Here is a 26,102-nt window from a genome sequence, read left to right as displayed (position 1 = left end):
CGCCCGGTCCTGCCGTCACCGCATGGTCGCCACGTTGTGCCACAGGTTGCGCAGGCTGTCGGTTCCTCCGAACAGCGTCGTGAAGTGTGTGGAGTCGATCAGCACGATGTCGCCGGCGCGTTGACCCGCCGGTGGCATCCAGATCAGCGCGTTGAACTCGCTGGTGCCGTCGGCGGTGAACGGGTGCGGTCGGTCGGGGTCCACACGCTGACGGCCGAGTACCCGAACGCCGTCGCTCTCGGGTGCGGTCAACTCGTAGTGGGGCAGGTGCGGGTGGAAGTTGAATGTCGTGACGTTGGCGAGTAGGTCAACCGAATCGAGATCGTGATTCCCGGTCAGGGGCGCGATTTCGCGTGTGCCCGGCACGACCGCGGGTCGCAGACCCCACTTGTTGAGGACGGGGACATCGAGCGCGGCCATCAGCGACCGGGTGTACTGCCCGAACCGCTGCTGGCGCGGGACCAACGGATCGCCGTGGTGTTCGAATTCCATCTGCCGCTGCGCGAAGTCATCGGTGTACCCGACATCGTGATGCGGGGCAAGCAGCAGGCATGTGCCCTCGCCTTGGAGCCATTGCTCGATAGCGGCGATCTCCTCGGCTGCGGCCTCTTGCTCGGACAGAATGTGGTCGAGCCCGAAGACCATCAGGGTGTCGGTGTCGGCGAGGATCCGCTCGTCGATCGGCAGCCGGTAGCCGGCTTGGTCGATTCGTTGGAAAACGGCGACCGGATGTCCGGTCGCCTCTGCGGCCAGGTCCTGGAAGGCCAGCGTCGAGCGATGGAAGAGTTCTAGCGTTCCCGCGATGCCCTGGAGGAAGTGGGCGGCGTCGTACTCTGGCGTCTCGTAGTTGGGCCACAGAGCGTTTCGCACTTCCGTCATCGTCGAGAATCGGTTGTACATCTCGCCCGGATCGCGCTGTGCCTCCCAGGGATAGCTCCACGTCCAGTAGATGCTGATGCGTCTGCGCCCGTCGCGGGAACGAGGGATGTGGTTCTGGTTGTACGTGCGTGCCGCGGACGGAACCGTCATCGGTGTTCCCCCAATCCAGCGAGGTAACGGAGGCCACCCAGGCCGGGCAGGAAGAAGTACGCGCCACCTTTGAGCGTGGTGAACGCTGGAATACCCTTGTGCACCTTGCGAATGGGCCGCTTGGGCACCGTGAAGTCCAGAGTGCCGTCCTGAGTACCGCAGATCGGGTCGTGCTCGTTTCCGAGCTCGTGGAAAGTTTTGTCGTTGATCCAGACGTTCTGCGCGAACTCGAATTGGCGTACGAGGTCGGCGCAGATGATGAATGCGGCGATGCCCCGCTCGACGCCGTCGTCGGGCGCTCCTTCCGGTAGTGCGGGACCATAAGTGGCGCCGCGTCGGATCATCCGCCGCCGATTGATGTAGTGCGCGGTGTCACGGGGGTTGAGCCGTCGGGCGTGTGAACCCAACGGGCACGCGTAGCCGAACGGATCCATCTCCTGGTAGTTGAAGTCGTTGTTGCGCATCGCGTCGGCGCCCAACTCGGGATCGTCCTTGTCGGGCGCGAGAACCAGCGGGGCACCACTTCGCCACCGGCCCATGAACTTCGCGGCGAGCAGTTCCTGCCCGGCGGGGTCCTCGGAGTTCTCTCGCAGATAGTCTCGAAACAGCGCGACGTGCTCTTCCAGCCGGCGGTAGGCCATATAACTTCCGTTGCGCGACAATGCCTCCGGCTCCGGCAGTTCGCGCACCGGACCGTTCTCATCGGGATAACCGAGGATGAATTCGCCGGGTTCCAGCGGATCGCCGGAACCCGGCGTGGGTTGCTCGCCGGACCCCTTCATCACCGGTTGCGACAACCGGTCGCGGAAGCCGAAATGGTCATGGGCGTAATCGAACGGGGGAGTGGCATTGAGGTCGAGGTGCGACAGGCTGCGTACCCCCTCCGTGCGCGCGAGCAAGTTGTCGTGTTCCGCGACGGATCGTCGGTACTGTTCGTCGGTTCTCGCGAACAGGATCGCGATGGCGTGCAGATCGCCACCGGCCATCCCGCCGATCCAGTGCTCCGGTGCGCAGGCGCCCGTATCGCCGAGGATGCTCGCGCGAGCTGCCATCCCCTCGCGGAAGGCGCCCGGAAAGCTTGCCAGTGGTTCTTCGGGCACACCAAGCGCGCGCAGGCCCTGCCACGTGAAGGCCAGGGTGACCCAACGGTCCGAGGTGTCCATCGTGGCGCGGACATCGGCTGCGGACTGGACCTTGTCGAGCAGTGCGGTGAGCCAGGTGCGACCGCCCTCGGCGGTGTCGAAGGTCAGGAATTCGTACCGTCCCGTGATCGCGGGAGTGCGGGTCAAGAGGATGTGTTGGATGTCGTCGAGTTCGAGCATCGTGGGTGCCCCGAGGGCTACTGCATCTGGTCAAGCATGGTCGAGAACGCCGCCTTCAACCGCAACGCCTTCTTGATCTCGTCGGCGGTGACGAAGGGATACTCGCCGTATTCGAGGAAGCTCGGGACCTGGTGCTCCCGTACGAATTTGATGAATTCCTCAGGGTTTTCGCGCCAGTCCTCGGGAAAGCCCTCGAGGTTGGTGAACACCGTGGTGATACCGGTCTGACTGAACAGTTGCACCGCGTCCTCGGTGTACTTGTCGAAATCGGTGTCGAAGATGCCCTGGTACTGAAAGTGCAGGCCCGAGCCGACGTCGAACAGCACCCACCGCAGATAGTGCAACCTCAGGGGCGCGAGCACATCGGGACTGGCCGCGATCGCTTCCTCGATCTGTTTGCCATAGGCACGGACGGCCGCTTCCCGGCCTTCTTTGACCTTGGCGATTATCGAAAAGCCGTAACAGGCCGGTGTTCGGGGAAAGACCGGTCCGTATCGCCCGCGCTCGACTTCGAAGTATCCCTCTTCGGGAATCGCCATCGCGGCCGGTTTGGTCCAGTCCTGATCTTCTGCCGACATGGCCGCCTCGTTTCGCTCTCGGCCGCTGAGTTCGGACACTAACAACCTATTCGTCTTCCGGCGGTGCTTTGCCTCTTCGGGCGTCACATACCGTCGGGTATGGGCAAACCACCGGCAGGATCGACACAGGATTTCAGACACAGGACCGGAGCAACCGGGCAAATCGACCGCAGTGTTTGAGGCGTCGATACCTGCGACGGTCGAAAAGGCCAAAAAACGAATTGTGTTTGGCATATCCTGCGGGCATACGGGACCCTTCCCACCGCCGTCGGAAAAGGGGGAGCCGTGGTGACGAGTATGCGGTGTTTCGTTGTGGTGATGGCGCTGGGCCTGGTCCCGGTCGGACTCATCTCCGCCGCGCCGGCCGTGGCGGACTGCACGAATGCCGGCGCCGCCACAGTGTGCGCCCAGGGCACCGTCCGCGGAGGTGGACCCGACGCTCCGCAGGCAGGGCCCGTATATCCCGGCTACTGCGCTGACCCCTGGTATTGCAATGACGATTGGGGACTCGACATCGTCGTCGATCCCGATCCTCCGAGGCCGCCGAGGCCGCCCATAATCGATCGCCCGGGACGGCCGGGTGTCGGACCGCGCTGATTCTTGTGCAGACGTCCTCCGTTGATTCAAGCAAGGAGCTTGGAATGTTCTCACGCAACGCTTTTGGTGCCGGGCTGATCTCCGTTGGGCTGCTGCTCGGTGCCGCACCCGCCGCCGCCGATCCGCCCAACTGCACCGCCGCCGATCTGGCCGGCGTCATGGCCGGGGTCTCGGCGGGTACGTCGTCCTATCTGTTCACGCATCCGGATGTGAACGCCTTCTTCACGGGGCTCAAAGGCAAGCCCAGGGACCAGATGACCGACGAGATCAAGGCATATCTGGACGCCAATCCGCGGGTCCGCGACGAACTGCGGGCGGTCCGGCAGCCTGCGGCCGACTTCCGTGCACGCTGCGATGTCGCGATGCCAGACCTGCCGATGGGCTAACGGTCGGGTGCGGAACTGACACACTGGGGGTGTGCGCGACACACCGAAGTGCTGGCTCACCGATATGGACGGTGTGCTCGTCCGCGAGGAACACGCGCTGCCGGGTGCCGCCGAGTTTCTGCAGCGGCTCGTTGACCTGCAGCGGCCCTTCCTGGTCCTGACCAACAATTCGATCTTCACGCCGCGCGATCTGTCCGCCCGGCTCAAGCGGTCCGGTCTCGTCGTACCCGAGGAGTCCATCTGGACCTCCGCGCTGGCGACCGCATCGTTTCTTACTGACCAGCTGCCGGGCGGATCGGCCTACGTCATCGGCGAGGCAGGGCTGACCACCGCACTGCACGAGGCGGGCTACACGCTCACCGACATCGAACCGGATTTCGTGGTCCTCGGCGAGACCCGGACCTACTCGTTCGAAGCCATCACCAAGGCCATTCGGTTGATCCTCGGCGGGGCTCGGTTCATCGCCACCAACCCCGACGTGACCGGGCCGTCCGCGGAAGGGCCGCTACCGGCCACCGGGTCCGTCGCCGCGATGATCACCAAGGCCACCGGCCGCGAACCGTACTTCGTCGGCAAGCCCAACCCGATGATGTTCCGCAGCGCGCTGAACCGCATCGAGGCGCATTCGGAGAGCACGGTCATGGTGGGGGACCGGATGGACACCGACGTCGTCGCGGGCATCGAAGCGGGCCTGGAGACCATCCTGGTGCTGACCGGGTCGACGACGGTCGACGAGGTCGAGCGGTACCCGTTCCGGCCCAGCCGCGTGTTGCCGTCCATCGCCGAGGCCATCGAACTGGTGTGAGCCGCGGCGCGACCGCTGCCTACACTGACCCCGATGACCAGCACATCGGAGGCGACGCGGCCACTGGCCGGCGTGCGCATTGTCGAGATCTCCAGCTTCGTCGCCGTCCCGCTCGCCGGAATGACGCTGTCCCAACTCGGGGCGGAGGTGACGCGGGTCGATCCGATCGGCGGCGCCGCCGACTACCGCCGATGGCCCGTCACCGACGACGGTGAGAGCATCTACTGGGCCGGCCTGAACAAGGGCAAGCGATCGGTCGCCGCCGACGTGCGCTCCGACGAGGGCCAGAACGTGATCCAACGGCTCATCGCCAGCAGCGGGATTCTGATCACCAATGTGGCTGGGCGCCAATGGCATTCATACGAGACGCTCAAAGCGCTCCGCCCCGACCTGATCCACGTCGAGGTGTCCGGACGCGCCGACGGGGGCACCGGCGTCGACTACACGGTCAACGCGGGTATCGGTTTCCCCTTGGTCACCGGTCCATCGGAACTCGCCACCCCGGTGAACCACGTACTGCCGGCGTGGGATGTCGCGTGCGGCCTCTACACCGCGTTGGCCGTCGTGACCGCGCTGCGGCACCGTGACGCGACCGGAGAAGGCCAGCGAATCGGCATCCCGCTGGAGAACGTCGCGCTGGCGACGGCGGGCAACCTCGGCTTCTTCACTGAGGTCATGGTCAACGGCACCGCACGCGAACGCATCGGCAACTCGGTGTACGGCCAGTACGGCCAGGACTTCGTCAGCAGCGACGGTGTGTCGTTCATGGTTGTGGCGTTGACCGGTCGGCACTTCCGCGACCTCACCGAGCTCACCGGCACGACGAAAGCGGTTGCCGCGCTGGCGGACACGCTCGGTGCCGACTTCTCCGACGAGGGCCAGCGGTTCGTGCACCGCGACGCGTTGAGCGGATTGTTCGCCGAATGGTTCACCGCGCACACCGCCGATGAGGTCAGCACAGCGCTGTCGGGCACCTCGGTGCTGTGGGAGCGCTACCGCACCTTCGCCGAAGCGGTCACCGAAAACAAAGTCACTGACAACCCGTTGTTCACCTCGCTCGAGCAACCGCGGATCGGCACCTATCTGGCGCCGGGACTTCCGATTTCGATCGGTGGGCAGTACCCGCCCGCGGTCACGTCGCCGGCGCTGGGGGACGACACCGTCGCCGTGTTGGGCGAGTGGCTGGGGTTGACCGGCGAGCAGGTCGACGGCCTGGTCGCCTCGGGCGCTGTGGCGACAGGACGCGCTGAATGAGCCGACTGCTCGACCTGCTCGAGTTGCGCTCCGGAACCGAAACGGACAGCTGGATCGGACCGGCGAGCGGCCCGGCGGGCAAGCGGGCCTACGGTGGACAGTTCGTCGCGCAGAGCCTGGCCGCTGCCTGCCGCACCGTGGAGGGGGACCGGCTGCCGACGAACCTGCACCTGCAGTTCCTGCGCGGCGGAGAGGCGGGCGACGATGTCGGCTACACCGTCGCGCGCGTCTTCGACGGCCGAACGTCTTCGGCTCGGCGCGTCGAATCCCGGCAAGGCGAACGGCTTTTGACGACGGCGACGGTGTCGTTCGCGGTGCCGATGCGTGGTCCCGAGCACGGGCACCGGCTGCCCGCGCTCTACGATCCGGAGTCGTTGCCCCGCACCGGTCCTGCCGGGCCCGCGCCGTCGATGCCGCTCGAGGAACTCGATATCAGGATCCTCGACGACCGCTCGTCAGGCGAGTTCGTCCGCCGTCTCTGGTGGCGCGCGACGGTGCCCGTCCCGGACGATCCGATCCTGCACACCCTGGTCGCGGTGTATGTGTGCGACGTGTACATGATCGATCCCGCGCTACAGGTGCACGGCCACTCGATGCGGGCACGGACACACCGCAGCGGCACCACGGATTCATCGATCTGGTTTCACCAACCGGTGTTCGCCGACCAGTGGAACCTGCTGGAGTCGACGTCACCGGCCGCCGCACGGGGCAGGGGCGTCGTCACCGCCAACCTGATCCGCGCCGACGGCGCCGTGGTCGCCACGCTCGCGCAGGAAGGCCTTATCGCCGAGCGGGACTGAGCGTTGCCGAGACGCTGCGCCCGCGGCGTGCCCGCAGCCGTCGACGCGCCATGGTCACCAAATAGGTGAGCAGGATGCCGACGGCGAGCGAGGCGATCACGCCGAGGGCGGGGTGGCCGGGGAACATCGCATACACCTGGTAGTGGACGAGGTAGGTGTACAGCGACGCCTCGGCCAGAACGCCTGCCGCCACGGTCAGCGCCGCCGGACAGCGGATGGTCGGCAGCCAGATCACCAGCGCGAGTCCGCCGAACACGAGAAGCTCTCGCAGGGTGTTGTCGAAGTAGCCGTACAGCGCCACCGCCAGAACCAGAGTCAGCAGCGCACGCTGCAGGGTCGTGCCGGCCTTGGAAGCCGCCCAGCCGATCGCGAAGAACCAGAACGCGAGCATCGTGAACCAGGCATCCCGGCCCAGGTCCCACCCGAACACGTCGTAGCGCAACGCCAACCCGGCGACCAGGAACGCCACGGCGACCGCGAACGGACGCCGACGCTCGGCCCGGTCCATCGCCGGTATGCACAACAGCAGCGCCAGGGCGACGAGCGTCCACACCAGAATCTCGACGAACCACAGGCGGCCTGCGGTCATGCTGTCGTGCGGACCGAGAATCTTGTTGGCCAGCAACAGGTTCGTCCACGTGTAATCCGACGTCCACGGCATTACGAGGGCCACCCACAGCACCGACGGCACCGCGATCCAGCCGATGGTGTTTCGCAGGTGGCGCACCCGCTTGACGCGCGACACCGGTGTCAGACAGAACCGGCCGAAGTTGTACCCGGCGATGCCGAGCAGCAGATGGGCGCCACCCCACAACTCGAACAACTCGGCATGCGAACCGACGATCAGGATGATCGCGACGGCCCGCATCGCCACGCTGGTCTCCAGCGTGGCGTCCCACAGCCGCCGGCGGGTCCGCGGCCGCTTCACCAGCCTCTCGAGCTCTCGAAGTGGCAGCTGTTGCCATCCGGCGGGCAACTGCCCGAGCGCTCGTTCCAGCCGCACCGACATCGCCACGTAGGAAAGCGAGTTCCCGCCGAGGTCGACGAAGCTCGCGTCCGGGTCGATGGCCGCCGGGTCCAGCTGCAGCACGTCGGCGAACACTTCGCGCAGGTCGGTGGTCGGCGCCGCGTCGCGGCGCGGTGCGAGGTCGCGGACGGTTCGGTAGTCGGGTTTCCCGGACTCCAGCAGCGGCAGTTCGTCCACAACGACCGCGCGCACCGCCGACGACGGAACACCGGCGGTCTCGGCCGCGATGCGCTGCACATCGCGTTCGCTGTGCGCGCCGGCCGCCGCCACGACGAGGCGATCGTCGTCGTTGGTGCAGAAGGCGGTGATCCCGCCGGCGCTCAAGGCGGACTCGATGCGTTGCAGATCGACGCGCAAACCGTACATTTTGACGAATCGGCTGGTACGACCGACGATTTCGTGAAGTCCGTCGAGAGTGCGGCGGGCCAGGTCGCCGGTGTGCAGCGATTCGACGGTCTTGTCGAGGGCGAGGTCGTCGGGGCCGTGGGCGTAGCCCATCATCACGTTGGGTCCGCGGTAGACGAGTTCGCCGACCGCTTCGTCCGGCCATTCGTCGGTGGATTCGATGGTGAACGAACCGCCCGGAATCGGCCGGCCGATGCTCTCGGGCCGTGAGAGCGCCAATTCCGGTGGCAGATAGGCCATTCGGGCGGTCGCCTCGGTCGCCCCGTACATGACGAACAGTTGCCAACCCTCGTTTCGGGCCTGTTCTGCGAACCGTCGGACGCGCTCGGCAGGCATGCGCCCGCCCGCCTGCGTCACGTACCGCAGGTCCGGCAGGTCCGTCGCGTCGAACCTCATCTGCTCGAGCAGTTCGAACGTGTACGGAACACCGGCGAACGAGGTGCCGCGGTGGCGACGGAACAGGTCCCAGAACCGCTCATCGGTCACCGAGAGATCCGTGAGGATGAGGCCGGCGCCGCGGAGCAGGTGACTGTTGACGACCGAGAGCCCATAGCAGTACGACATCGGCAGTGTGGTGGCCGCGCGGTCGGTGTCACGGATGTCGAGGTAGCCGGAGATCGCGCAGGCATTGGACAGCAGGTTGTCGCGGGAGAGCCGGACCAGCTTCGGTGACCCGGTGGTACCGGAGGTGGACATCAGCATCGCCAGGTCGTCGTGCAGGCGGCGCGCGCCGGCGCTGCGGCGATGGCGAATCACACCGTCGCCGACCACCGTGTCGGGTTCGTAGGTGCGCAGGATCGTCGAGTGTTCCCGTCCGGCTGGAACAGGGAGCACCACATGATCCGCCGCGAGCGCGGCGAGGTAGTGCACGAGCGTGTCGATGTCGTTGCGTGTTTCGAGCAGCACGAGCCGTCTGCTCCCGCCGAGGTCGGGCATGACGCCCGCGACCCGGTCGGCCAGCGCGGCATAGGTCACGTGCTGGGTATCGGTGTGCACCGCGACGTTGTCCCCGTAGCCGCGCAGGTGCTCGATCAAGGGGTTCGTCACAGCGCGACTCCGCTGCCCAGCACCTGGATGTGCACCTTCGCGTCGACCTGCGGCGGATCGAGGCTGTGCTGGCGGACGATGACCGGGTCCGCGTCGCCGGCGGGGTCGACCGTCAACAGCACGTCGTGGCCGAGAAATTCGACGGCCAGCACGGTACCGACACCTTCGAGCCGCTCGGTATCAGACACCACGGTGGCGACGAGCTGTTCGGGTCGCAGTAGCAGCGTCGCAGGCCCGGCCGCCCGGGATTCCGTGCTGTGCAGGGGGATTCGTCCGAACGCGCACTCGGCGACACCGTCGGTGACCGTGCAGGGAAGTGATACGCAATCACCGAGGAATGCGGCGGTGAAATGGTCGGCCGGATGCCGGTACACCTGCTGCGGTGGTCCCACCTGAGTGAACCGGCCGGCACGCATGACCGCGATCTGGTCGGCGACCGACAGCGCCTCCTCCTGGTCGTGAGTGACCAGCAGCGTGGTGACGCCGGCGTCGACCAGCAGGCGCGCGACGGCTTTTCGTGTTGACGCGCGTAGGCCGGTGTCGAGGGCGCTGAACGGTTCGTCGAGCAGCATCACGACCGGTTTGCGGGCGAGCGCTCGCGCTAGGGCCACCCGCTGCTGCTGGCCGCCCGACAGTTCGTGTGGGCGCCGTGATGCGAAAGCGGGATCCAGCGAGACCGTCTCGAGCAGTTCGTCGACCCGGGCCCGGATTTCGGCGCGGCGGAGGGATCCGTTCAGGCCGTATGCGATGTTCTGGCCCACGCTCAGATGTGGGAACAGTGCGCCGTCCTGGGCGACGTAACCGACTGCGCGTCGGTGCGGTGCGACGGCACTGTCCGGGCCGGCGACCTGGCGACCGCCGATGACGATGGTCCCGTCGTCGGGTGTCTCGAACCCGGCGATCAGTCGGAGCAGCGTGGTCTTGCCGCAGCCCGACGCCCCGACGACAGCGGTGATGGTGCCCGCCTGCATTTCCAAATCGATGTGATCGAGCACCATGTGACCGTTGAAAGCCTTGGCCAGGCCGTGTGTTTCGACAACGTTCACAGTGCCGCCGCCTTCGTCGACTGCCGATACAGCAGCAATGTCACCGGTATGGCGAGGACCACGAGCACCAATGCGTAGGGCGCTGCCGCCGCGTAGTCGAGCTCGCTGGAGAACGACCAGAACATCATCGCCAGCGTCCGGGTCCCGGTGGGCGCGAGCAGCAGCGTCGCGGTCAGCTCGGTTGCCACCGCCACGAACACCAGCGAGGCCCCTGCCGCGGCGGCGGGAGCGGTCAGCCGCAGCGTCACCCGCAAGAACGTCGCCGTCGGCGAACTGCCCAGCGACCGGGCCGCCTCCTCCAGGCTCGGCGGAACCTGAGCCAGGCCGGCCCGGACGTTGACCAACGCGCGGGGCATGAACAGCAGGACGTAGGCGAACACGATCAATGTCAGGCTCTGGTAGAGGGGGCGCACGAACTGAATCGTGAAGGTCACCAGCGCCAGTGCCGTGACGATGCCGGGTAGTGAACTGGTCACGTAATTCGCACCTTCGACGACGCGAGCCAGTACGCCGGTCGAGCGCACGGCCACCCAGGCGACGGGGAATGCGAGTACGGTCGTCGCAATCGCTGCGGCCGAGGCCAATCCGATGGTTTGGCCCAGCGCCGAAAGGATGTCGTCGACGACCCAGACGTCGGCGCCCCCCAGCCACAGCCACCGCACGATCGTGCCGACCGGCACTCCGATGGCCAGCACCGCCAATGCGGTCAGCCCGAGCGTCGCCGGGATCACGCTGTGGCGCAGATGGATCGGTGCGCTCGCACGTGGCGCGCCCGAGCCGATCCTGGCGAACCGGGCGTTGCCCCGCGCGGCGGCCTCACCGACCAGCAGTGCCAGGCACAGCAGCACGAGCACACCGGCCAGCATGCTGCCTGCCGCTCCGTCGAAGGTCGCCTGGAACTGCTGGAAGATCGCGACGGTGAAGGTGTCGAACCGCAACATCGCGAACGCACCGAACTCCGCGAGAAGATGCAATGCGACCAACAGCGAACCCCCCAGAATGGCAAGTCGCAGCTGGGGAAGCGTGACGCGCAGAAATACCCCCGCCGAGCCGGATCCCAGTGCCCGGGCCGATTCCTCGACGGCGGGATCGAGCCGTCGCAGCGTCGCGGCGACCGGCAGGTACATGAACGGGAAGTAGGACAGGCTGGTGACCAGCACACCCGCCGGCAGGCCGTGCAGCGACGGGATCACCCCGACCCAGGCGTAGCTGTTGACGAACGCCGGAACCGCCAGCGGCGCAACGAAAAGCGGCCGCCAGAGCGTCCGGCCGGGAAGGTCGGTCCGCTCCACCAGCCATGCCGCGCCGACACCGATCACCACGCACAGCGGAACCGTGATGAGTACCAGGGCGACGGTGTTGACGAGCAGTTCACCGACGCGTGGGCGCACCACGAGTTCATAGGCCCGCGTCCACCCCACCGAGACCGTCGCCCACGCCACATATCCCAGCGGAATGCAGGTGGCCGCCACGAGGATCGCGACCGTGATCGAGACCAGCGGGCCGGGCCGGGACGCCCTGTCCGCCCGCGACACCGGTGCCGCGGGCGGGGGAACGGGGGGAGCGGCGGCGACCACCTACAGCAAGCCGGCTTTCGTCATCAGATCGGTGACCTTCTGCGCGTCGAGGTTCGACGGGTCGACGTTGGGCGCCTGCAGAGTGTCCAGCGGGGGCAGGGCGGGATTCGCGGGCACGCCACTGGCGACCGGGTATTCGAACGAGGTGCCCTTCTCGAGCACCTCCTGACCGGCCTTGCCGGTGATGAACCGGACGAACTGCTGGGCCTGATCCATCCGGTCGGTCGAGGCGAGTACCCCACCGCCGGAGAGGCTGACGAAAGCGCCGGGATCCTCGTTCTTGAAGTAGTGCAGCGCGGTATTGCCGCTCATCTCTTTGGTTTTCGCCTGATCGCGGAACCAGTAGTAGTGGTAGATCACTCCGCCGTCGACTTCACCGGCGTTGACGGCCTTGAGGGTGGCGATGTTGTCGCTGTAGAGCTTGGCGTTGGCTTTCATGGCCGCCAGCCACTGTGCGGTCGCGGGCTCACCCTTCAGTTCGAGCAGCGCCGAGACGATCGCCTGGAAGTCGGCCTTGGTCGGCGGCGCTCCCCAGCGGCCCTTCCATTCCGGCTGCTGCAGGTCGAGCAGTGACTTCGGCAACTGGTCGGGCTGCAGCCTCGAGGTGTTGTAGACGAACACCGTGCTGCGCGCGGCCACCCCGGTCCAATTGCCGGTCGGCGGACGGTACTGCGGCGGCACCTGATCGAGGGTCTCGGGCGCGAGTTCGGCGAACAGGCCGGCGCGCTCGACCGCGGCCATCGCCGGTGAGTTCTCCGTCAGGAAGACATCGGCCGGCGATGCTTTCCCTTCGGCCACGAGCTGGTTGCCGAGTTCGGTGTCACCGCCTTGACGGTAGGTCACCTTGATCCCGGTTTCCTCGGTGAAGGCGTCGATCCATTCCTTGGTCAGCGACTCGTGCTGGGCGTTGTAGATCAGCAATTCATCGCTCTCGCCGGAATCCGAGCAGGCGGTGACACCGGCTGCCAGGGCGAGGGTTGACAAGACGGCGGCGATCCGCCTCCACCGTGATCGCATACAGGGGATCCTTTCGCGGTACGTGCAGGTCAGGACGCAATCTTTAGCTGAGGTTTACCTAACGAACATACCCTGTCGGTGTCCGGCTCGGCGGGTGCTGCACGTTCGGGCTTTGGTGGCACCTGACCGGAGGGATTTGGGGGGCTGGCCTCTCACCTCCTTTTCGGTACAGCGGTACCGCGTTGCCGCACGCGGGGTACGTTTGCCTCGATCGGGGTGCCGGCCCCGCGTACCGACACCGAGGACGGACGAATGAACAGAGCCAAGCGTTCGGGACTGGTTTGCGGAGCGGCGCTGGTGGCGACCGGCGTCTTGGGCGCCGTCCCGGTGGCGAGTGCCGCGCCGTGCACGGCCAGCGGGTTGGCGACGACGGCGAGCGGCGTGCTCAGCCAGGCGGGCGGCTACCTGGAGTCGCACCCCGGTGCCAACGAGGTGCTGACGGCCGCGGCGACGCAGCCGCCGGACGCTGCCCGTGCCGACGTGCGGGCGTACTTCACCGCGCATCCCAACGAATACCTCGACCTGCGGGGGATCGCGGCACCGCTGACCGATATGCGCGCGCAGTGCGGTATTGCCGTCAGCCCCGGACAGCTGGCGACGCTGTTCGAGGCGATGGGCGAATAGTCACATCCGCCCGGAGCGGGCGCGAACGAAGTTGTAGACGCCGAACGCGGCGATGCCGAGGGCGGCGAGGATGAGAAGGAATTTCCCGAACGGCGCCTGCCCGAGCGTCTTGACGGCCGCGTCGAGTCCGCTCGCCTTGGCGGGGTCGGCCTGCAGCGTGGCCACCATGACCAGCACACCCGCGCCGCCGAGGACCAGTCCTTTGGCGGTGTAGCCCGCGATGCCCACGGCGGTGACGCCGTTGCCGCCGGACGCGCGCAGGTCTTTGAAGAACTTCTTCGTCACGCCCTTGTACACGTGGTAGCCGCCGACGACGAGCAGGCCCAGCCCGACCGCGATCAACACAGCCTTGCCCCAACCGGATTGCATCATCTGCGCGGACAGGCCGGCGTTCTGTTGAGAGCTCTGCTGTCCGCTGCCCATGGCGAAGCGGGCCGCCGAGAACGCGATCGCGAAGTTGACGGCGGCCAGGCCGAGCGATTTCGCGCGCTTCCACGCCGGTGTGTCGTCGCGGAAGCGGCCCGAGCCCTCACCCGGCCGCGGGCCGACGATCGCCTCGGCGACGCGCCACAGCCCGAGTGCCAGCAGTCCGGCGGCGACAACCCACAGGAGCACTGCGCCGCCCGTCTGTTGCGCCAAGGTGGCCAGTGCCCCCGACTGGTCGGCGTTGCCGCCGGAGCCCAACGCGATGCGCAGGATCAGATAGCCGACGAGCAGATGCAGTACGCCGCTGATCGCGAAACCGGCGCGCGCGGTGTACTCGAACGCATCGCTGTCGGTCGCCCGGTCGGCGACTCCGTGTAACGAGTTGTCGGTCATGCCGGCGTGTACCCGCTTTTTGACGTCGACGAAACAGCGTGGGCTCGAGCTGTGGATGAAATCGGGGTTGGGGATGACGGGGCCTGAGGGCTCCCGGATGCCGCCTGCGTGTCGGTCACCTGCTCGACCGTGGAGCCATGAACTCATGGACTCGCGCCGAGATCGGCGCGCTGGGAGAGCAACTCGCGGTCGAGCACCTGCGGGCGCTGGGGCTTCGGGTGCTCGAGCGCAACTGGCGGTGCCGGTACGGCGAGCTGGACGTGATCGCGGTCGACGACTCGGCCCACACCGCGGTGTTCGTGGAGGTGAAGGCCCGAACGAGCGACCGGTTCGGCGGAGTCGAGGAGGCCGTGACCCCGCAGAAGGTGCGTCGGCTGCGGCGGCTCGCCGGGCTGTGGCTGGCCGCCCAGGACACCGGATGGTCGCAGGTGCGCATCGACGTGGTCCGGGTGCGGTTCGGCCGAAGCCGCGCACCGGAGATCACGCATCTACAGGGGGTGGGGTAGATGGCGTTGGGGCGGGCGTACTCGGTCGCGGTGACCGCGCTCGAGGGCCAGATCGTCGAGGTCGAGGCCTTTGTCGGGTCTGGTCTACCGAGCGTCGATCTGGTCGGCCTGCCGGATGCGGCGCTGCAGGAGTCGCGCGCTCGGATCCGGGCCGCCATCACGAACTCCAAGTGTGACTGGCCGATGACCAGGCTGACGATGGCGCTCTCACCCGCGACTCTTCCCAAGGTCGGGTCGGTTTACGACCTCGCGTTGGCGTTGTCGGTGTTGTCGGCCGGCGCGAAAGAACGATGGCCGCGTCTCGAAAAGACCGTCCTGCTCGGCGAATTGGCCCTCGACGGACGGGTCCGCTCCGTCAGGGGCATCCTCCCCGCTGTGCTGGCCGCCAAGCGCGAGGGCTGGCCGGCGGCCGTCGTCCCCGCCGGCAACCTCGCCGAAGCGAGTCTGGTCGAGGGTATCGAGGTGTGGGGCGCGCGCACGCTGAGTCAGTTGAAGTCGTGGCTGCAGGGCAGGGCGCGACTCGAAGGCCGCATCGCCTCGCCTTCGTCGAGACCCGAGCCGATGGCCGACCTCGCCGACGTGGTCGGCCAAACCGAGGCGCGGTATGCCGTCGAAGTGGCGGCGGCGGGCGGTCATCACGTCATGCTGACCGGCCCGCCGGGTGTCGGTAAAACAATGCTGGCTCAACGTCTTCCGGGCTTGCTGCCGTCGCTGTCGGAGAGCGAGGCGCTGGAAGTCACGGCGATCTACTCGGTGGCAGGTCTGCTCTCGGAGGACGCCCCGCTGATCACGCGACCACCATTCGTCGCGCCGCATCACACGTCGAGCGTGGCGGCGATGGTCGGCGGCGGGTCGGGGATGGCGCGCCCTGGCGCGGTCAGCCGGGCGCACCGCGGCGTGCTCTTCCTCGACGAGTGCGCGGAGATCGGCAGCAGTGTGCTCGAGGCATTGCGTACTCCGTTGGAGGACGGCGCAATCCGTCTCGCCCGCCGTGACGGCATCGCCCGGTATCCGGCACGGTTCCAGTTGGTCCTGGCCGCGAACCCGTGTCCGTGCGCCCGCCCCGACCCCCGGGACTGTGTGTGCACCGGCCACGAGAAGCGCCGCTATCTCGGCAAGCTTTCCGGTCCGCTGCTCGACCGGGTCGATCTTCACGTGCGGATGCACTCGCTACGGGCCGGCGCGATCGTCGCCAAGGACGGCGAGTCCACCGATGTGGTGCGTGAGCGGGTGGCCGCGGCACGTGCCGCGGCCGCCGAGCGATGGCGGCCACACGGCATCCGCACCAACGTCGAGGTCAGCGGGTCGTTGCTGCGGCGCAAGTTTCGGCTGCCCACGGCGGTGATGAAACCGTTCGAGGCGGCGCTGAATCGGGGAACACTCAGCGTCCGGGGTATGGATCGCACGTTGCGGGTCGCGTGGACGCTGAGTGATCTTGCGGGCCGGACATCGCCGACTCTGGACGACGTCACCACCGCGTTGAGTTTCCGACCGGCCGGAGGTGTGCCGTGACCGACAGAACCGCGCACGCCTGGGCGTATCTCTCGAGGGTCGTCGAACCCCCGTGCCCCGCACTCGCGGCGCTCGTGCAGCGGGTGGGCGCGGTGGAAGCCGCGGAGCGGGTGCAGCGCGGGGAAGCAGGTGAAGAACTCAACCGGCACGCCGAGGCCCGTCGTGACATCGACTGCGCTGCCGGTGATCTGGCGGTGCTGGCGCGGTACGGCGGCCGCCTGATCACCAGCGAGGACGACGAGTGGCCCCTGCTGTCGTTCGCCGGGTTCGGGGGCGCTCCGGACCGGTTGCGGCCGCGAGCTTATGCGCCGATGGTGCTGTGGGCGATCGGGCCCGCGGCTCTCGACGAGATCGCCTTCCGGTCCGCCGCGGTCGTCGGGACCCGGGCCGCGACGGCGTACGGCGAATTCGTCGCCGGCGACATGGCCACCGGGCTGGCGGAGCGCGACGTCGCGGTGGTGTCCGGTGGCGCGTACGGCATCGACGGCGCCGCGCACCGTGCGACGCTGGCCGTGGAGGGGGTCACCGTCGCGGTGCTCGCCGGCGGCGTCGATGTCCCCTATCCGGCAGGGCATTCGGCGCTGCTGCGGCGCATCGCCGAACACGGTCTGCTTCTCAGCGAGTATCCGCCCGGCGTGCGACCCGCACGCCACCGGTTCTTGACCCGTAACCGGTTGGTGGCGGCGCTGAGCGGGGCGACCGTCGTGGTGGAGGCCGGCGCGCGAAGCGGTGCGGCCAACACCGCGGCGTGGGCACGGGCACTCGGTCGCCCGGTGTGCGCGGTGCCCGGGCCGGTGACGTCGTCGGCGTCGGTGGGGTGCCATGCGCTGCTGCGGGGCCGAGCACACCTCGTCACGCGCGCGGCGGACGTCGTCGAACTGGTCGGCCGGATGGGTGAACTGGCACCCGACGAGGAACGCCCGGTCTCGCCGTTGGACGATCTCGGTGACATCGAAAAGCGGGTCTACGACGCGCTTCCGCGCCGGGGCGGGCGGACCGCCGAGGAGATCGCGGTCGCCTCGGGTCTGCCCGCGCGTCAGGTGCTGGGTCCTCTGGTGAATCTCGAGCTCTGTGGCCTGGTGGTCGGGCGGGACGGAAGGTGGAAGCTGGCGGCCGGCTGAGAGTGCCCGATGTGCGACCGATCCCGAACTGCTTCAGTCGATCGTCGACGCTGCACCGGTGCGCATGACGTCGACCACGTTGGCGATCAGCGGCGAGGCATCAGCGGTGCGATAGGCGGCGAGCAACTCGATGGAGGCGTCCCGACCGGATGCCGGTCGGTACACGACACCGCTGACACCCAAGGCCGCAGTGGGTTCCGGGACCACCGCGACACCCAGCCCGGCGGCCACCAGGGTGATCAGTGTCGACGTCTCCTCGACCTCGTGGCGGATCCGCGGGCTGAACCCCGCGCGCAGACACAGCGTCGAAACCAGGGCGCTCATGCGGGAGCGACCCGCACCGGCGTGGCCGATGAAGTCGGCGTCGCGCAGGTCTGCGATCGCGATCTCGTCGCGGGCGGCGAACTCATGGCCGGCGGGCAGCGCGATCAACAACCGATCGCGCCGGATCGTCTCGGCGGTGATCTCGGGATCCTCGACCGGCGGGCGCAGCAGCCCGAGGTCGATCTCTCCTGTCTTCAACGCCGACAACTGCGCGGGGGCCAACATCTCACCGCGCACGCTGACGTCGACGTCGGGCAACACCTCCCCGAGGGTGCGCACCAACCGCGGCAGCAACGAATAGGTGGCCGACCCCACGCAGCCGATCGCGAGATGCCCTTCGATTCCCTCGCCGATGCGGCGGGCCTGTCTCGCGGCGCTGTCGACGGCATCGAGAATCCTGACGACCCGACGCAGATAAGCCTCGCCGGCAGGGGTCAACTGCACGCTGCGCGTGGTGCGCGTCAACAACGGGGTGCCGATCTCGTGCTCGAGCTGTCGGATCTGTTGCGACAGCGGGGGCTGGGCGATGTGCAACCGCTCCGCGGCACGGCCGAAGTGCAGTTCCTCCGCGACGGCGCGGAAGTACCGCAGGTGACGCAACTCCATGATTAAGAGTTTAGACCTCTCAATCAGTGCTTAATAGGTATTTCACAATATCGAGAACGGTCAATACGCTCGTCTACATGGACGTGAACTGCGAGACGCCGGTGACGCCGGCCGACCTGGGCGGGGCGAGCCGATGAGCGCCGTCACCGTTCACGCGACCGTCACCGGCCGCCGGGACGGGCCGGTGGTCGTCTTGTCCAACTCGCTGGGGTCGACGCACCGGATGTGGGACGCCCAGATAGAGGCGCTGAACGAGCACTTCCGCGTGGTGCGCTACGACACCCGAGGGCACGGGGCGTCACCGGTTCCCGCGGGCCCCTACACGCTCGACGATCTGGTCGACGACGTCGTTGCCCTGCTCGACCGCCTCGACGTCGCGCGCGCCCACCTGGTCGGGTTGTCGCTCGGCGGAATGACAGCCATGCGCCTGGCGCAGCGCCACCCCGAACGCGTGAACCGGATGGCGCTGCTGTGCACCGGCGCCCAACTTCCGCCGCCGAGTGCCTGGACGGAGCGGGCAGCGGCCGTGCGCGCGCAGGGCTCCGCCTCGGTCGCATCCGCCGTCGTCGCGCGGTGGTTCACCCCTTCCTACCTCGACGCGCACCCCGAGGTGCGCACCGTGCACGAAGACATGGTTGCCGCGACCCCGGCCGAGGGTTACGCGGCCTGCTGTGAAGCCATCGCCGAACTCGATCTGCGACAAGCCCTTTCGTCCATCAGCGCACCCACCCTGGTGATCGCCGGGGCCGACGACCCCGCGACCCCGCCGGCCAAGCTCGAAGAGATCGCCGCCGGTATCGCGGATTCGAAGCTACTGGTGATCGAGGGCGCCGCCCATCTCGCCAACGCGGAGAAGCCCCACGCCATCACCCCCGCCCTCATCGAACACCTGGAGCGACAATGACACTCGACAAAGTGGTCGGCTCACCGGCCGAGGCCGTCGCCGACATCGCGTCCGGCGCCAGCCTCGCCGTCGGCGGGTTCGGCCTGGCCGGCATCCCGTGGTTCCTCATCGAGGCCCTGCTGGAGCAGGGTGCCGACGATCTGACCATCGTGAGCAACAACTGCGGTGTCGACGGCGGCGGGCTGGGCCTGCTGTTGGAGGCCCGGCGGATCAACCGGGTGATCGCCTCCTACGTCGGCGAGAACAAGGAGTTCGCCCGCCAGTACCTGGCGGGGGAGGTGACCGTCGAACTGACCCCCCAGGGCACCCTCGCCGAACGCCTGCGCGCGGGAGGAAGTGGCATCGGCGCGTTCTTCACCCCCACCGGGGTGGGCACGTTGGTCGCCGAGGGCGGCCTGCCGTGGCGGTACCACCCCGACGGCAGCGTGGCACTGGCCTCGCCGCCCAAGGAGGTCCGCACCTTCAACGGCCGGCAGATGCTGCTCGAAGAGTCGATCGTGACCGACTACGCGCTGGTGCGCGCGTCCGTCGCCGACCGGGCGGGCAACTGTGTGTTCCACGCCGCCGCACGCAATTTCAATCCGGCTGCGGCCATGGCCGGGCGCACCACGGTGGTCGAGGCTGAACGTGTCGTCGAGGTCGGCGACCTGGGTCCCGACGCCATCCACCTGCCCGGAATCTTCGTACAACGCGTCGTCGAGCTCACCCCGGATCAGGCCGCCCGCAAGGGAATCGAGAAGCGCACGACCCGACCCCGCAGACCGCAGGAGGCATTCGCATGAGCTGGACCCGCACCGAGATGGCCGCCCGGGCCGCACGCGAACTCCGCGACGGAGATTACGTCAACCTCGGCATCGGGCTGCCCACGCTGATACCCGACCATCTGCCCGAGGGTTCCGACGTCACCCTGCACGCCGAGAACGGCATTCTCGGCGTCGGACCGTTCCCCTACGAGGACGAGGTGGATCCCGACCTGGTGAACGCCGGGAAGCAGACCGTGTCCATCGTCGCGGGAGCGTCGTTCTTCGACTCGTCCACCAGCTTCGCGATGATCCGCGGCGGCCACGTCGACGTCGCCGTTCTCGGTGGCATGCAGGTCGCGGCCAACGGCGACCTCGCGAACTGGATGGTGCCCGGCTCGATGGTGAAGGGCATCGGCGGCGCAATGGATCTCGTCAACGGCGCGGGGCGCGTCATCGTCCTCATGGACCATGTCGCCAAATCCGGAGCGCCCAAGCTGGTGCCGGTGTGCGATCTGCCGCTGACCGGCAAGGCCGTCGTGAGCCGCGTGATCACCGATCTGGGGGCCTTCGATGTCACCGGAAGCGGTTTCGACGTCGTGGAACTGGCGCCCGGCGTCGACTTCGAACGCGTCGTCGCAAGCACCGCCGCGCCGGTCGTCGACCGCCGTCAGCGCCGCAGCGCCGCCAGCTCCGAGCGGGACCGCACGCCGAGCTTGGTATAGATGCGGGTCAGGTGATATTGCACCGTCTTCGGTGACACATACAGTTCGGCGGCTACCTCGCGATTCGAAAGTCCCTTGGCGACAAGCGTCGTCACCGCTTCTTCCTGCGGGGTCAGGTCGACCGCCTCGCGGCCGTCCCGGGTCTGGTTGAATCCGCCTGCCTTGAGCTCGCGCTCACAGCGCGCCACATACGTCTGGGCGCCGAGCCCGGCGAACAGCGTGCGGGCGGCGCCGATCGCCGCATCCGCCTCGCGCCGCTTGCCCGCCCGCCGCAAGGTCTGGCCATGGGCGAAGCCTATGCGCGCCGTGTCGTAACGCAGCGGCAGGCCGTCCAGCAGCGCCAGGGATTGCTCGAAAACCCGGTGTGCCTCCGCGATATCCCCCGACGCGCCCAACAGGCGGCCCCGGACCGCGCCCAGCCGGGCCTGGGCGCTGCGATGCCCCCGGGATCCGGCGCGCTGCTCGTGGGGCCGCAGGAACGCGTCGGCAGCCTCCAGGTCACCGTCGAGGACCATCGCGTTGGCCAGGCTGTCCACCCATGGCCAGTACCCCGGCTCCTGCAGTGAGGTGCCGGCGGCGATACGCCGCAACGGTTCCAGCGCCCGCCGTACCGCGGCGTAGTCGGCGCGGGCCTCGGCGATATGAGCCCGAAGCAACGCACCGGGAATCCGCATCATCGCGTACTCGTCGGGACCGTCGGAGGCGCTGTTGGCTGCCTCATCGGCGGCGTCCCAATCGCCCCGAAGAGCGGCGATCTGTCCCGCAGTCCACTCCAGCAGCGGTGTGATCAACACGATCCCGCTCGATGCGGCCAGGCGGCGACCGTGCTCGACGCTGCGCAGGGCGTTGTCCCACTCGCCCATCACGAACTGGGTACGGGCCAGCCAGGCATAGGACCACAACGTGATTCGGGTAGAACCCCCGAGTTCGGCTGCGGCACAAGCGCTTTCCAGGCTGGTGCGGGCGGCCTCGACATCGTCGCGCATCAGCTGCACCCACCCTCGGCCCATGATGACGCGCTGGGCCTGCGGGCCGTGGCGGACACGCGTGTGCAGGTCGTCGTAGGCTGCCGCGGCGCGCTTCGGGTGACCGGCGGCCAGCAGCCCCAATCCGCGAATCGCCGCGGCCTCGATGGCCGCCGGCGAATCGGGGTCGGCCAGTTCGAAGGCGCGGTCGGCCCACTGCACGAGCTGGTCGCCGTGGCCGAGCACGAGGGCGTGCAGTACGTGCCGTTGCGCGATGAACGCCGCGGTGTCCGGCTCACGATCGATGTTGACGATGTCCCACGCGCGGCTCAACCGGATCTCGGCCTCCGTGGCGCGCCCGCGCAGGATGGCAAGATATGCCAAAGTCGCGTTGCGCAAGGGCGTTTCGCGCAGGTTCTCCACAGCGGGTACCAGCGAGGCGGCACCCACACAGTCGCCGGCGGCCACCAGCGCGTCGACCGAACGGGTCAGCCGATCGTCGCGCAGCAGGGGATCGTCGGTCAGTCGGCTGGCGTCGCGGAACAGGCCGGCGGCCTGGCTCCAGGCGCCGTCCGCGCCGCGGGCACGCGCCAGGCGGTCGACCTCGTCGGCCAGTGCCGGATCACGTACGGGGGTGGCGGCCACGCGATGCCGCAGCCGCGCGACCGGGTCCTCCACGATGTCGGCGGCACGTCGGTGCGCTGCGGCGGTGGCCTGCGGACCGTAACTGTCGATGATCGCGGCGGCGGTCATCGCATCGCGTATCCGTGGCTCGAAGGGGTCGTCGTCGCACAGCAGTCCGGCTCGGGTGGCGGCCTCCACCGCTGCCAGCGGCTCGGCCGAACCGGCCAGTCGGGCGGCGTCGGTCAGGTTCGCGTGCTCGCCGAGGATGGTGAGGGCGACGGCGAGCGCGGCGCCGTCGGGCCCGGCGTCCGACAGCCTGGCGGCGACGTCCCGCGCGACGGCCCGCGGCGCGGGCAGCCGGGCGTCGAACCGCGTCCATGTCTGCGGGGGAACTTCGTCGAGCAGTGCGCGGAGGTGGCGCGGGTTGCCGCCCGTGTGATGCACGAGCCGATCGACCATCGAGGGATGCAGGATTCGGCCGTGCGCGGTAGCCAGCGCGGCGACGTCGTGACGGGGCAGACCGGTCACGTTGAATTCGCCCGTGATCATGTCGTCGATCGCTTGCGGGACGCGATCGAAGACCACCGCGACGAGAGCCGGCAGTGCGCGATGATGGAGGGCCATTGTCGAGATGGCCTGCCAGGAAACCGAATCCATGTGTTGTGCGTCGTCGATGACCAACAATGTCGGCTGTTCTGTGCCGACGGCTTCGGCCATCTGTCGTGCGGCGTCGGCCGGCTGGCGCGAAGCGGGTTGCTGCAGCAGCTGTGTGATGACGGCTCCGTCGCGGCTGTTTTCCCATGCCAGCGCGGTCGCCCAGCGCGAGCCGGGCAGCTGATCGGCGAGTCGGCGTAGCAATGCGGTCTTGCCTATCCCGGACTCACCGGTGACAGCGAGGATCTCGAGCCCGCCGGTAGCGGTGGCCGCGACACGCGAGACCAACTCGTCGAGGTCGCCGACGCGACCGACGAAAGGGGCTGGCGCCATGGGCACGTCCGCCATCGTAGAGGCGCGCGTCGTCGACTTCGGTGCTTTGGCTCGACCGGCGCCGGGCATCTAGCCCTGATCACCACCGGCGACGGGCAGGACGGTGCCGGTGATGTAGGACGCCTCGTCGGATGCCAGGAAGCAGATGGCTGCGGCCTGTTCGTCGAGTGTGCCGTAGCGCTTGAGCAACGAGGATTCGACCGTCTGCTCGATGTGCGCGTCGAACCACGCTTGCTGCGCCGCGGTTTCCGGATCGGGCGTACCGCGCGAGATCCGCCGCGGTGGCGCCGCGGTGCCGCCCGGCGCGGTGGCCACGACCCGGATGCCGCGCTCGGCGTATTCCATCGCCAGTGACGCGGTGATCGCGTTGATGCCGCCCTTGGCCGCCGAGTACGGGATGCGGTGCACACCGCGGGTTGCGGCGGAGGAGATGTTGACGATGACGCCGCGGCCTTGTCTGACCATCGCGGGCAGCGCGGCACGGCAGGAGTACAGCGTCGTCATCAGTGACCGGTCGATCTCCGCGCGGATCTCGGCCGCGCTGAACTCGGTGAACGGCTTGAAGTTGATCGCGCCTCCGACGTTGTTGATCAACACGTCGACGCGGCCGAACGAGGCGATCGCTTGTTCGATCATGGTGTCGGCGCCCTCGCTGTGTTCGAGGTCGGCGGTGACCGCGATGGCCGGGGAGCCCTGTGGCGCAAGCTCATCGGCGAGCTCCTTGACCAGCTCGCAGCGGTCCGCCAGGACCACGGTGCCGCCTTCGGCGTGGATGCGGCGGGCCGTGCGCTCACCGATGCCCTGCGCGGCTCCGGTGATCACCACCACCTTGCCTGTGAAGCGGCCGGGGGTGATTAACGCCGGCGTGGATGCTTGGGCGGCCTCGGCCATGGCGCGGCGCATCGTCTGCTTGGACCGCGCCGCGTGAGCCGTGATCAAGGTGCGCGCCGCCTCGCGGTCACCGGATTCGAACGCCGCGACGATGTCGACGTGGTCGGTGGCGCAGCGGGGGTCACACCACGTCGCGTTGCGCAGCACATCGCTCATCCGGCCCTTGACATCGAGCGCCTGATAGGCCTGGAGCAGGTACGCATTGCCGGTCAGGGCGAAGAGATAATCGTGGAAGGCCGCGTTGGTCTCGGTGTACTGCGCGGCGTCGACGAAGCTCTCACCGTCGACGTACGGCAGCGTCGCCTCCGCGAGAAGGCGGTAGCCGGCCAACTGCCGGCTCGACAGACGTCCGATCGTCAGCTCCAGTGCGCCCAGCTCGAGCGCCGAACGCGCCTCGAACAAGGCGTCGGACTCGCGCACCTCGGGATGCTCCTCGCCGATCTGGTAACCATCGTCGGCGACGATCGGGGCAGTGGCCCCGGTGGGGGTGTCGGGCCTCGTGCAGGCTTCGACGCGCGGCAGAACGGTCTGTCCGACGACGCTGCGTGCGCCACACGGCAGCAGGCGTCCGTCGTCCGTGTCGATCGGTCGCGTCTCACCACCGCCGCCGCCGGGCGCCATCAATTGTCCTGTGAGACTGCGGATCACGACGGAGTCGTCGTGAGCGGCGGTGCCGGCCGCGGCGGCGAACGTGGTGGCAGGCAACATCGTCTGACCGGTCACCGCGCGGGCGTCGGGTACGGGCAGGATCTCGTCCACCACCGAGTCAGGGGCCGTGTCGCGGGCCGGCTGTGCCGTCGCGGTGACGGCGGCCGCGGCTTTGGCCAACCCGAACTTCTCGTAGTAGAACCCGGTGGGCTCGATGCCGGACCCGGCCAGATGGCTGCGCACCGCTTCGACCATCGGCGGTGGACCACACAGATAGATGGCCAGATCGCCGCCGTTGAGGTGGTCGGGTTCGATCAGGCTGGTGACGTAGGCACGGTCGGGGCCCTTGTTGGGTGCGGTGCTGGCGGGATCGGCGACACAGTAGTCCCACGTGAAATTGGCCAGCGTCGAACCGGTTTCAGTGATCTCGTCGAGCGCGGTGAGGTCTTCGTCGGTGCTGACACCGTAGATGAGGTGCACCGGCCGGACGCTGCCCGCCGCGCGCATGGTGCGCAGCATGGACAGGATCGGCGCCACACCGGTTCCGCCGGCGAGCAGCAGCACGGGACGATCGGCTTCGCGCAGAAAGAACGACCCGTTGGGTCCGGCGAATGTGATGCGGTCACCGACAGCCGCGCGGTCGGCCAGATAGTCCGACATCGTCCCACCCGGCGTGAGCTTGATCAAGAAGGTGAGCAAGTCGTCGTCGGGTGCGTTGGAGAACGAGTATGAGCGCGTCTGGTCGGTGCCGGGTACCGCGATGTTGACGTACTGACCCGGCAGGAACGCCAACTCGGCACGGTTGGGGATCTCGATGCCGATCTTGACCGTGGTGGTCGAAAGACGCTCCAGCACAGTAAGTGTGCCCGTGTAGGAAGCGGCTTGGGTTTTGGCCGAATCCGAGGTGCCCGCGATCTGCAGGACCAGGTCGGAGCGCGGGCGCATGCTGCAGGGCAGGACGAAACCGGCGGCGGCCTCGTCGGCGGAAAGTGCGTCGTCGATATAGGTTCCGCCGTCATAGCGGCCGGATTCGCACAGGGCCTTGCAGGTGCCGCACGCGCCGTCGCGGCAGTCCAGCGGGATGTTGATGCGTTGACGGTAGGAGGCATCGGCGACGGTCTGGTCGGGGCGACACCTGACGAAGCGCGTGACGCCGTCCTCGAAAGACAGTGCGACAGAGTATGTCGCGGTGTCCTGCAGTTGGGTCATGGTCGGC

The 26,102-nt window shown here is 68.1% G+C and carries 22 protein-coding genes; 11 read left to right on the top strand and 11 right to left on the bottom strand.

Annotation, left to right across the window (positions count from 1 at the left end):
• Positions 1–15 precede the first annotated feature (15 nt).
• The 3 genes from RMCN_RS15900 to RMCN_RS15890 are packed head-to-tail and all read right to left on the bottom strand — an operon-like array spanning position 16 to position 2,929.
• Positions 16–1,029 carry a hypothetical protein gene (locus RMCN_RS15900; protein WP_067390792.1) on the bottom strand — a complete coding sequence of 338 codons (1,014 nt, stop codon included), beginning with the start codon at positions 1,027–1,029 and terminating at the stop codon, positions 16–18.
• Positions 1,026–2,351: a Dyp-type peroxidase gene (locus RMCN_RS15895; RefSeq protein WP_067390789.1), complete on the bottom strand. Its 1,326-nt coding sequence runs from the start codon at positions 2,349–2,351 to the stop codon at positions 1,026–1,028. The genes RMCN_RS15900 and RMCN_RS15895 overlap by 4 nt, the downstream gene beginning before the upstream one ends.
• A 17-nt stretch (positions 2,352–2,368) precedes the next feature.
• Positions 2,369–2,929 carry a hypothetical protein gene (locus tag RMCN_RS15890; protein WP_067390786.1) on the bottom strand — a complete coding sequence of 187 codons (561 nt, stop codon included), beginning with the start codon at positions 2,927–2,929 and terminating at the stop codon, positions 2,369–2,371.
• A 641-nt stretch (positions 2,930–3,570) separates the two neighbouring features.
• Here RMCN_RS15890 and RMCN_RS15880 point away from each other — a divergent pair.
• From RMCN_RS15880 to RMCN_RS15865, 4 genes are all read left to right on the top strand, one after another.
• Complete coding sequence (locus RMCN_RS15880; RefSeq protein ID WP_064414871.1) at positions 3,571–3,912, top strand: heme-binding protein; 342 nt, start codon at positions 3,571–3,573, stop codon at positions 3,910–3,912.
• Between the two features lie 64 nt (positions 3,913–3,976).
• The gene (locus RMCN_RS15875) at positions 3,977–4,717 is read left to right on the top strand and encodes an HAD-IIA family hydrolase (RefSeq protein WP_276018817.1); all 741 of its coding nucleotides are present in this window, start codon (positions 3,977–3,979) and stop codon (positions 4,715–4,717) included.
• Positions 4,718–4,750: 33 nt separating this feature from the next.
• Positions 4,751–5,971, top strand: a complete 1,221-nt coding sequence (locus tag RMCN_RS15870; protein ID WP_067390783.1) for a CoA transferase — start codon at positions 4,751–4,753, stop codon at positions 5,969–5,971.
• Positions 5,968–6,771, top strand: coding sequence for an acyl-CoA thioesterase (locus RMCN_RS15865; protein WP_067390778.1), 804 nt, complete (start codon positions 5,968–5,970; stop codon positions 6,769–6,771). Before RMCN_RS15870 ends, RMCN_RS15865 begins: the two co-directional genes overlap by 4 nt.
• Here RMCN_RS15865 and RMCN_RS15860 read toward each other — a convergent pair.
• From RMCN_RS15860 to RMCN_RS15845, 4 genes are read right to left on the bottom strand one after another with little or no spacing between them, the layout of a single operon-like run.
• The gene (locus RMCN_RS15860; RefSeq protein WP_067390774.1) at positions 6,752–9,250 is read right to left on the bottom strand and encodes an AMP-binding protein; all 2,499 of its coding nucleotides are present in this window, start codon (positions 9,248–9,250) and stop codon (positions 6,752–6,754) included. The genes RMCN_RS15865 and RMCN_RS15860 overlap by 20 nt on opposite strands.
• On the bottom strand, positions 9,247–10,248 hold the full coding sequence (locus RMCN_RS15855) for an ABC transporter ATP-binding protein (RefSeq protein ID WP_067391209.1): 1,002 nt from the start codon (positions 10,246–10,248) through the stop codon (positions 9,247–9,249). Before RMCN_RS15855 ends, RMCN_RS15860 begins: the two co-directional genes overlap by 4 nt.
• A gap of 44 nt (positions 10,249–10,292) precedes the next feature.
• A complete protein-coding gene (locus tag RMCN_RS15850) occupies positions 10,293–11,873 on the bottom strand; it encodes an ABC transporter permease (protein WP_064414876.1) in 1,581 nt (526 codons plus the stop codon).
• Positions 11,874–12,890 carry an iron ABC transporter substrate-binding protein gene (locus tag RMCN_RS15845; RefSeq protein WP_064414877.1) on the bottom strand — a complete coding sequence of 339 codons (1,017 nt, stop codon included), beginning with the start codon at positions 12,888–12,890 and terminating at the stop codon, positions 11,874–11,876.
• 252 nt (positions 12,891–13,142) lie between these two features.
• On the opposite strand from RMCN_RS15845, the gene RMCN_RS15840 reads away from it, so the two are divergent.
• The gene (locus RMCN_RS15840) at positions 13,143–13,514 is read left to right on the top strand and encodes a heme-binding protein (protein ID WP_067391206.1); all 372 of its coding nucleotides are present in this window, start codon (positions 13,143–13,145) and stop codon (positions 13,512–13,514) included.
• Here the strand turns inward: RMCN_RS15840 and RMCN_RS15835 are convergent, their stop codons facing one another.
• The gene (locus RMCN_RS15835) at positions 13,515–14,333 is read right to left on the bottom strand and encodes a DUF1206 domain-containing protein (protein WP_064414878.1); all 819 of its coding nucleotides are present in this window, start codon (positions 14,331–14,333) and stop codon (positions 13,515–13,517) included.
• A gap of 137 nt (positions 14,334–14,470) precedes the next feature.
• Between RMCN_RS15835 and RMCN_RS15830 the strand changes: the two genes are divergently transcribed.
• From RMCN_RS15830 to dprA, 3 genes are read left to right on the top strand one after another with little or no spacing between them, the layout of a single operon-like run.
• The gene (locus RMCN_RS15830) at positions 14,471–14,839 is read left to right on the top strand and encodes a YraN family protein (RefSeq protein ID WP_067390771.1); all 369 of its coding nucleotides are present in this window, start codon (positions 14,471–14,473) and stop codon (positions 14,837–14,839) included.
• Complete coding sequence (locus tag RMCN_RS15825) at positions 14,840–16,351, top strand: YifB family Mg chelatase-like AAA ATPase (protein WP_064414880.1); 1,512 nt, start codon at positions 14,840–14,842, stop codon at positions 16,349–16,351.
• Positions 16,348–17,472 carry a DNA-processing protein DprA gene (dprA, locus tag RMCN_RS15820; RefSeq protein ID WP_067390768.1) on the top strand — a complete coding sequence of 375 codons (1,125 nt, stop codon included), beginning with the start codon at positions 16,348–16,350 and terminating at the stop codon, positions 17,470–17,472. The genes RMCN_RS15825 and dprA overlap by 4 nt, the downstream gene beginning before the upstream one ends.
• A gap of 33 nt (positions 17,473–17,505) precedes the next feature.
• On the opposite strand, the gene RMCN_RS15815 is transcribed toward dprA, so the two are convergent.
• Positions 17,506–18,402: a LysR substrate-binding domain-containing protein gene (locus tag RMCN_RS15815; protein ID WP_064414882.1), complete on the bottom strand. Its 897-nt coding sequence runs from the start codon at positions 18,400–18,402 to the stop codon at positions 17,506–17,508.
• Positions 18,403–18,535: 133 nt separating this feature from the next.
• Here RMCN_RS15815 and pcaD point away from each other — a divergent pair, with 133 nt between their 5' ends.
• From pcaD to RMCN_RS15800, 3 genes are read left to right on the top strand one after another with little or no spacing between them, the layout of a single operon-like run.
• Complete coding sequence (gene pcaD, locus RMCN_RS15810) at positions 18,536–19,306, top strand: 3-oxoadipate enol-lactonase (RefSeq protein WP_067390765.1); 771 nt, start codon at positions 18,536–18,538, stop codon at positions 19,304–19,306.
• The gene (locus tag RMCN_RS15805) at positions 19,303–20,088 is read left to right on the top strand and encodes a CoA transferase subunit A (RefSeq protein ID WP_064414884.1); all 786 of its coding nucleotides are present in this window, start codon (positions 19,303–19,305) and stop codon (positions 20,086–20,088) included. The genes pcaD and RMCN_RS15805 overlap by 4 nt, the downstream gene beginning before the upstream one ends.
• Positions 20,085–20,771 carry a 3-oxoacid CoA-transferase subunit B gene (locus tag RMCN_RS15800; protein ID WP_064414885.1) on the top strand — a complete coding sequence of 229 codons (687 nt, stop codon included), beginning with the start codon at positions 20,085–20,087 and terminating at the stop codon, positions 20,769–20,771. Before RMCN_RS15805 ends, RMCN_RS15800 begins: the two co-directional genes overlap by 4 nt.
• Here RMCN_RS15800 and RMCN_RS15795 read toward each other — a convergent pair.
• Positions 20,717–23,347, bottom strand: a complete 2,631-nt coding sequence (locus RMCN_RS15795; protein WP_064415027.1) for a helix-turn-helix transcriptional regulator — start codon at positions 23,345–23,347, stop codon at positions 20,717–20,719. The genes RMCN_RS15800 and RMCN_RS15795 overlap by 55 nt on opposite strands.
• Before the next feature lie 69 nt (positions 23,348–23,416).
• Positions 23,417–26,095, bottom strand: a complete 2,679-nt coding sequence (gene benC / locus RMCN_RS15790) for a benzoate 1,2-dioxygenase electron transfer component BenC (protein ID WP_067390762.1) — start codon at positions 26,093–26,095, stop codon at positions 23,417–23,419.
• Positions 26,096–26,102 lie beyond the last annotated feature (7 nt).

This window comes from Mycolicibacterium novocastrense, assembly GCF_001570485.1.
GTDB classification, from domain to species: Bacteria; Actinomycetota; Actinomycetes; order Mycobacteriales; family Mycobacteriaceae; genus Mycobacterium; species Mycobacterium novocastrense.
Note: the sequence above shows the minus strand (reverse complement) of the source record. Positions and strands in the feature narration are given on the sequence as shown.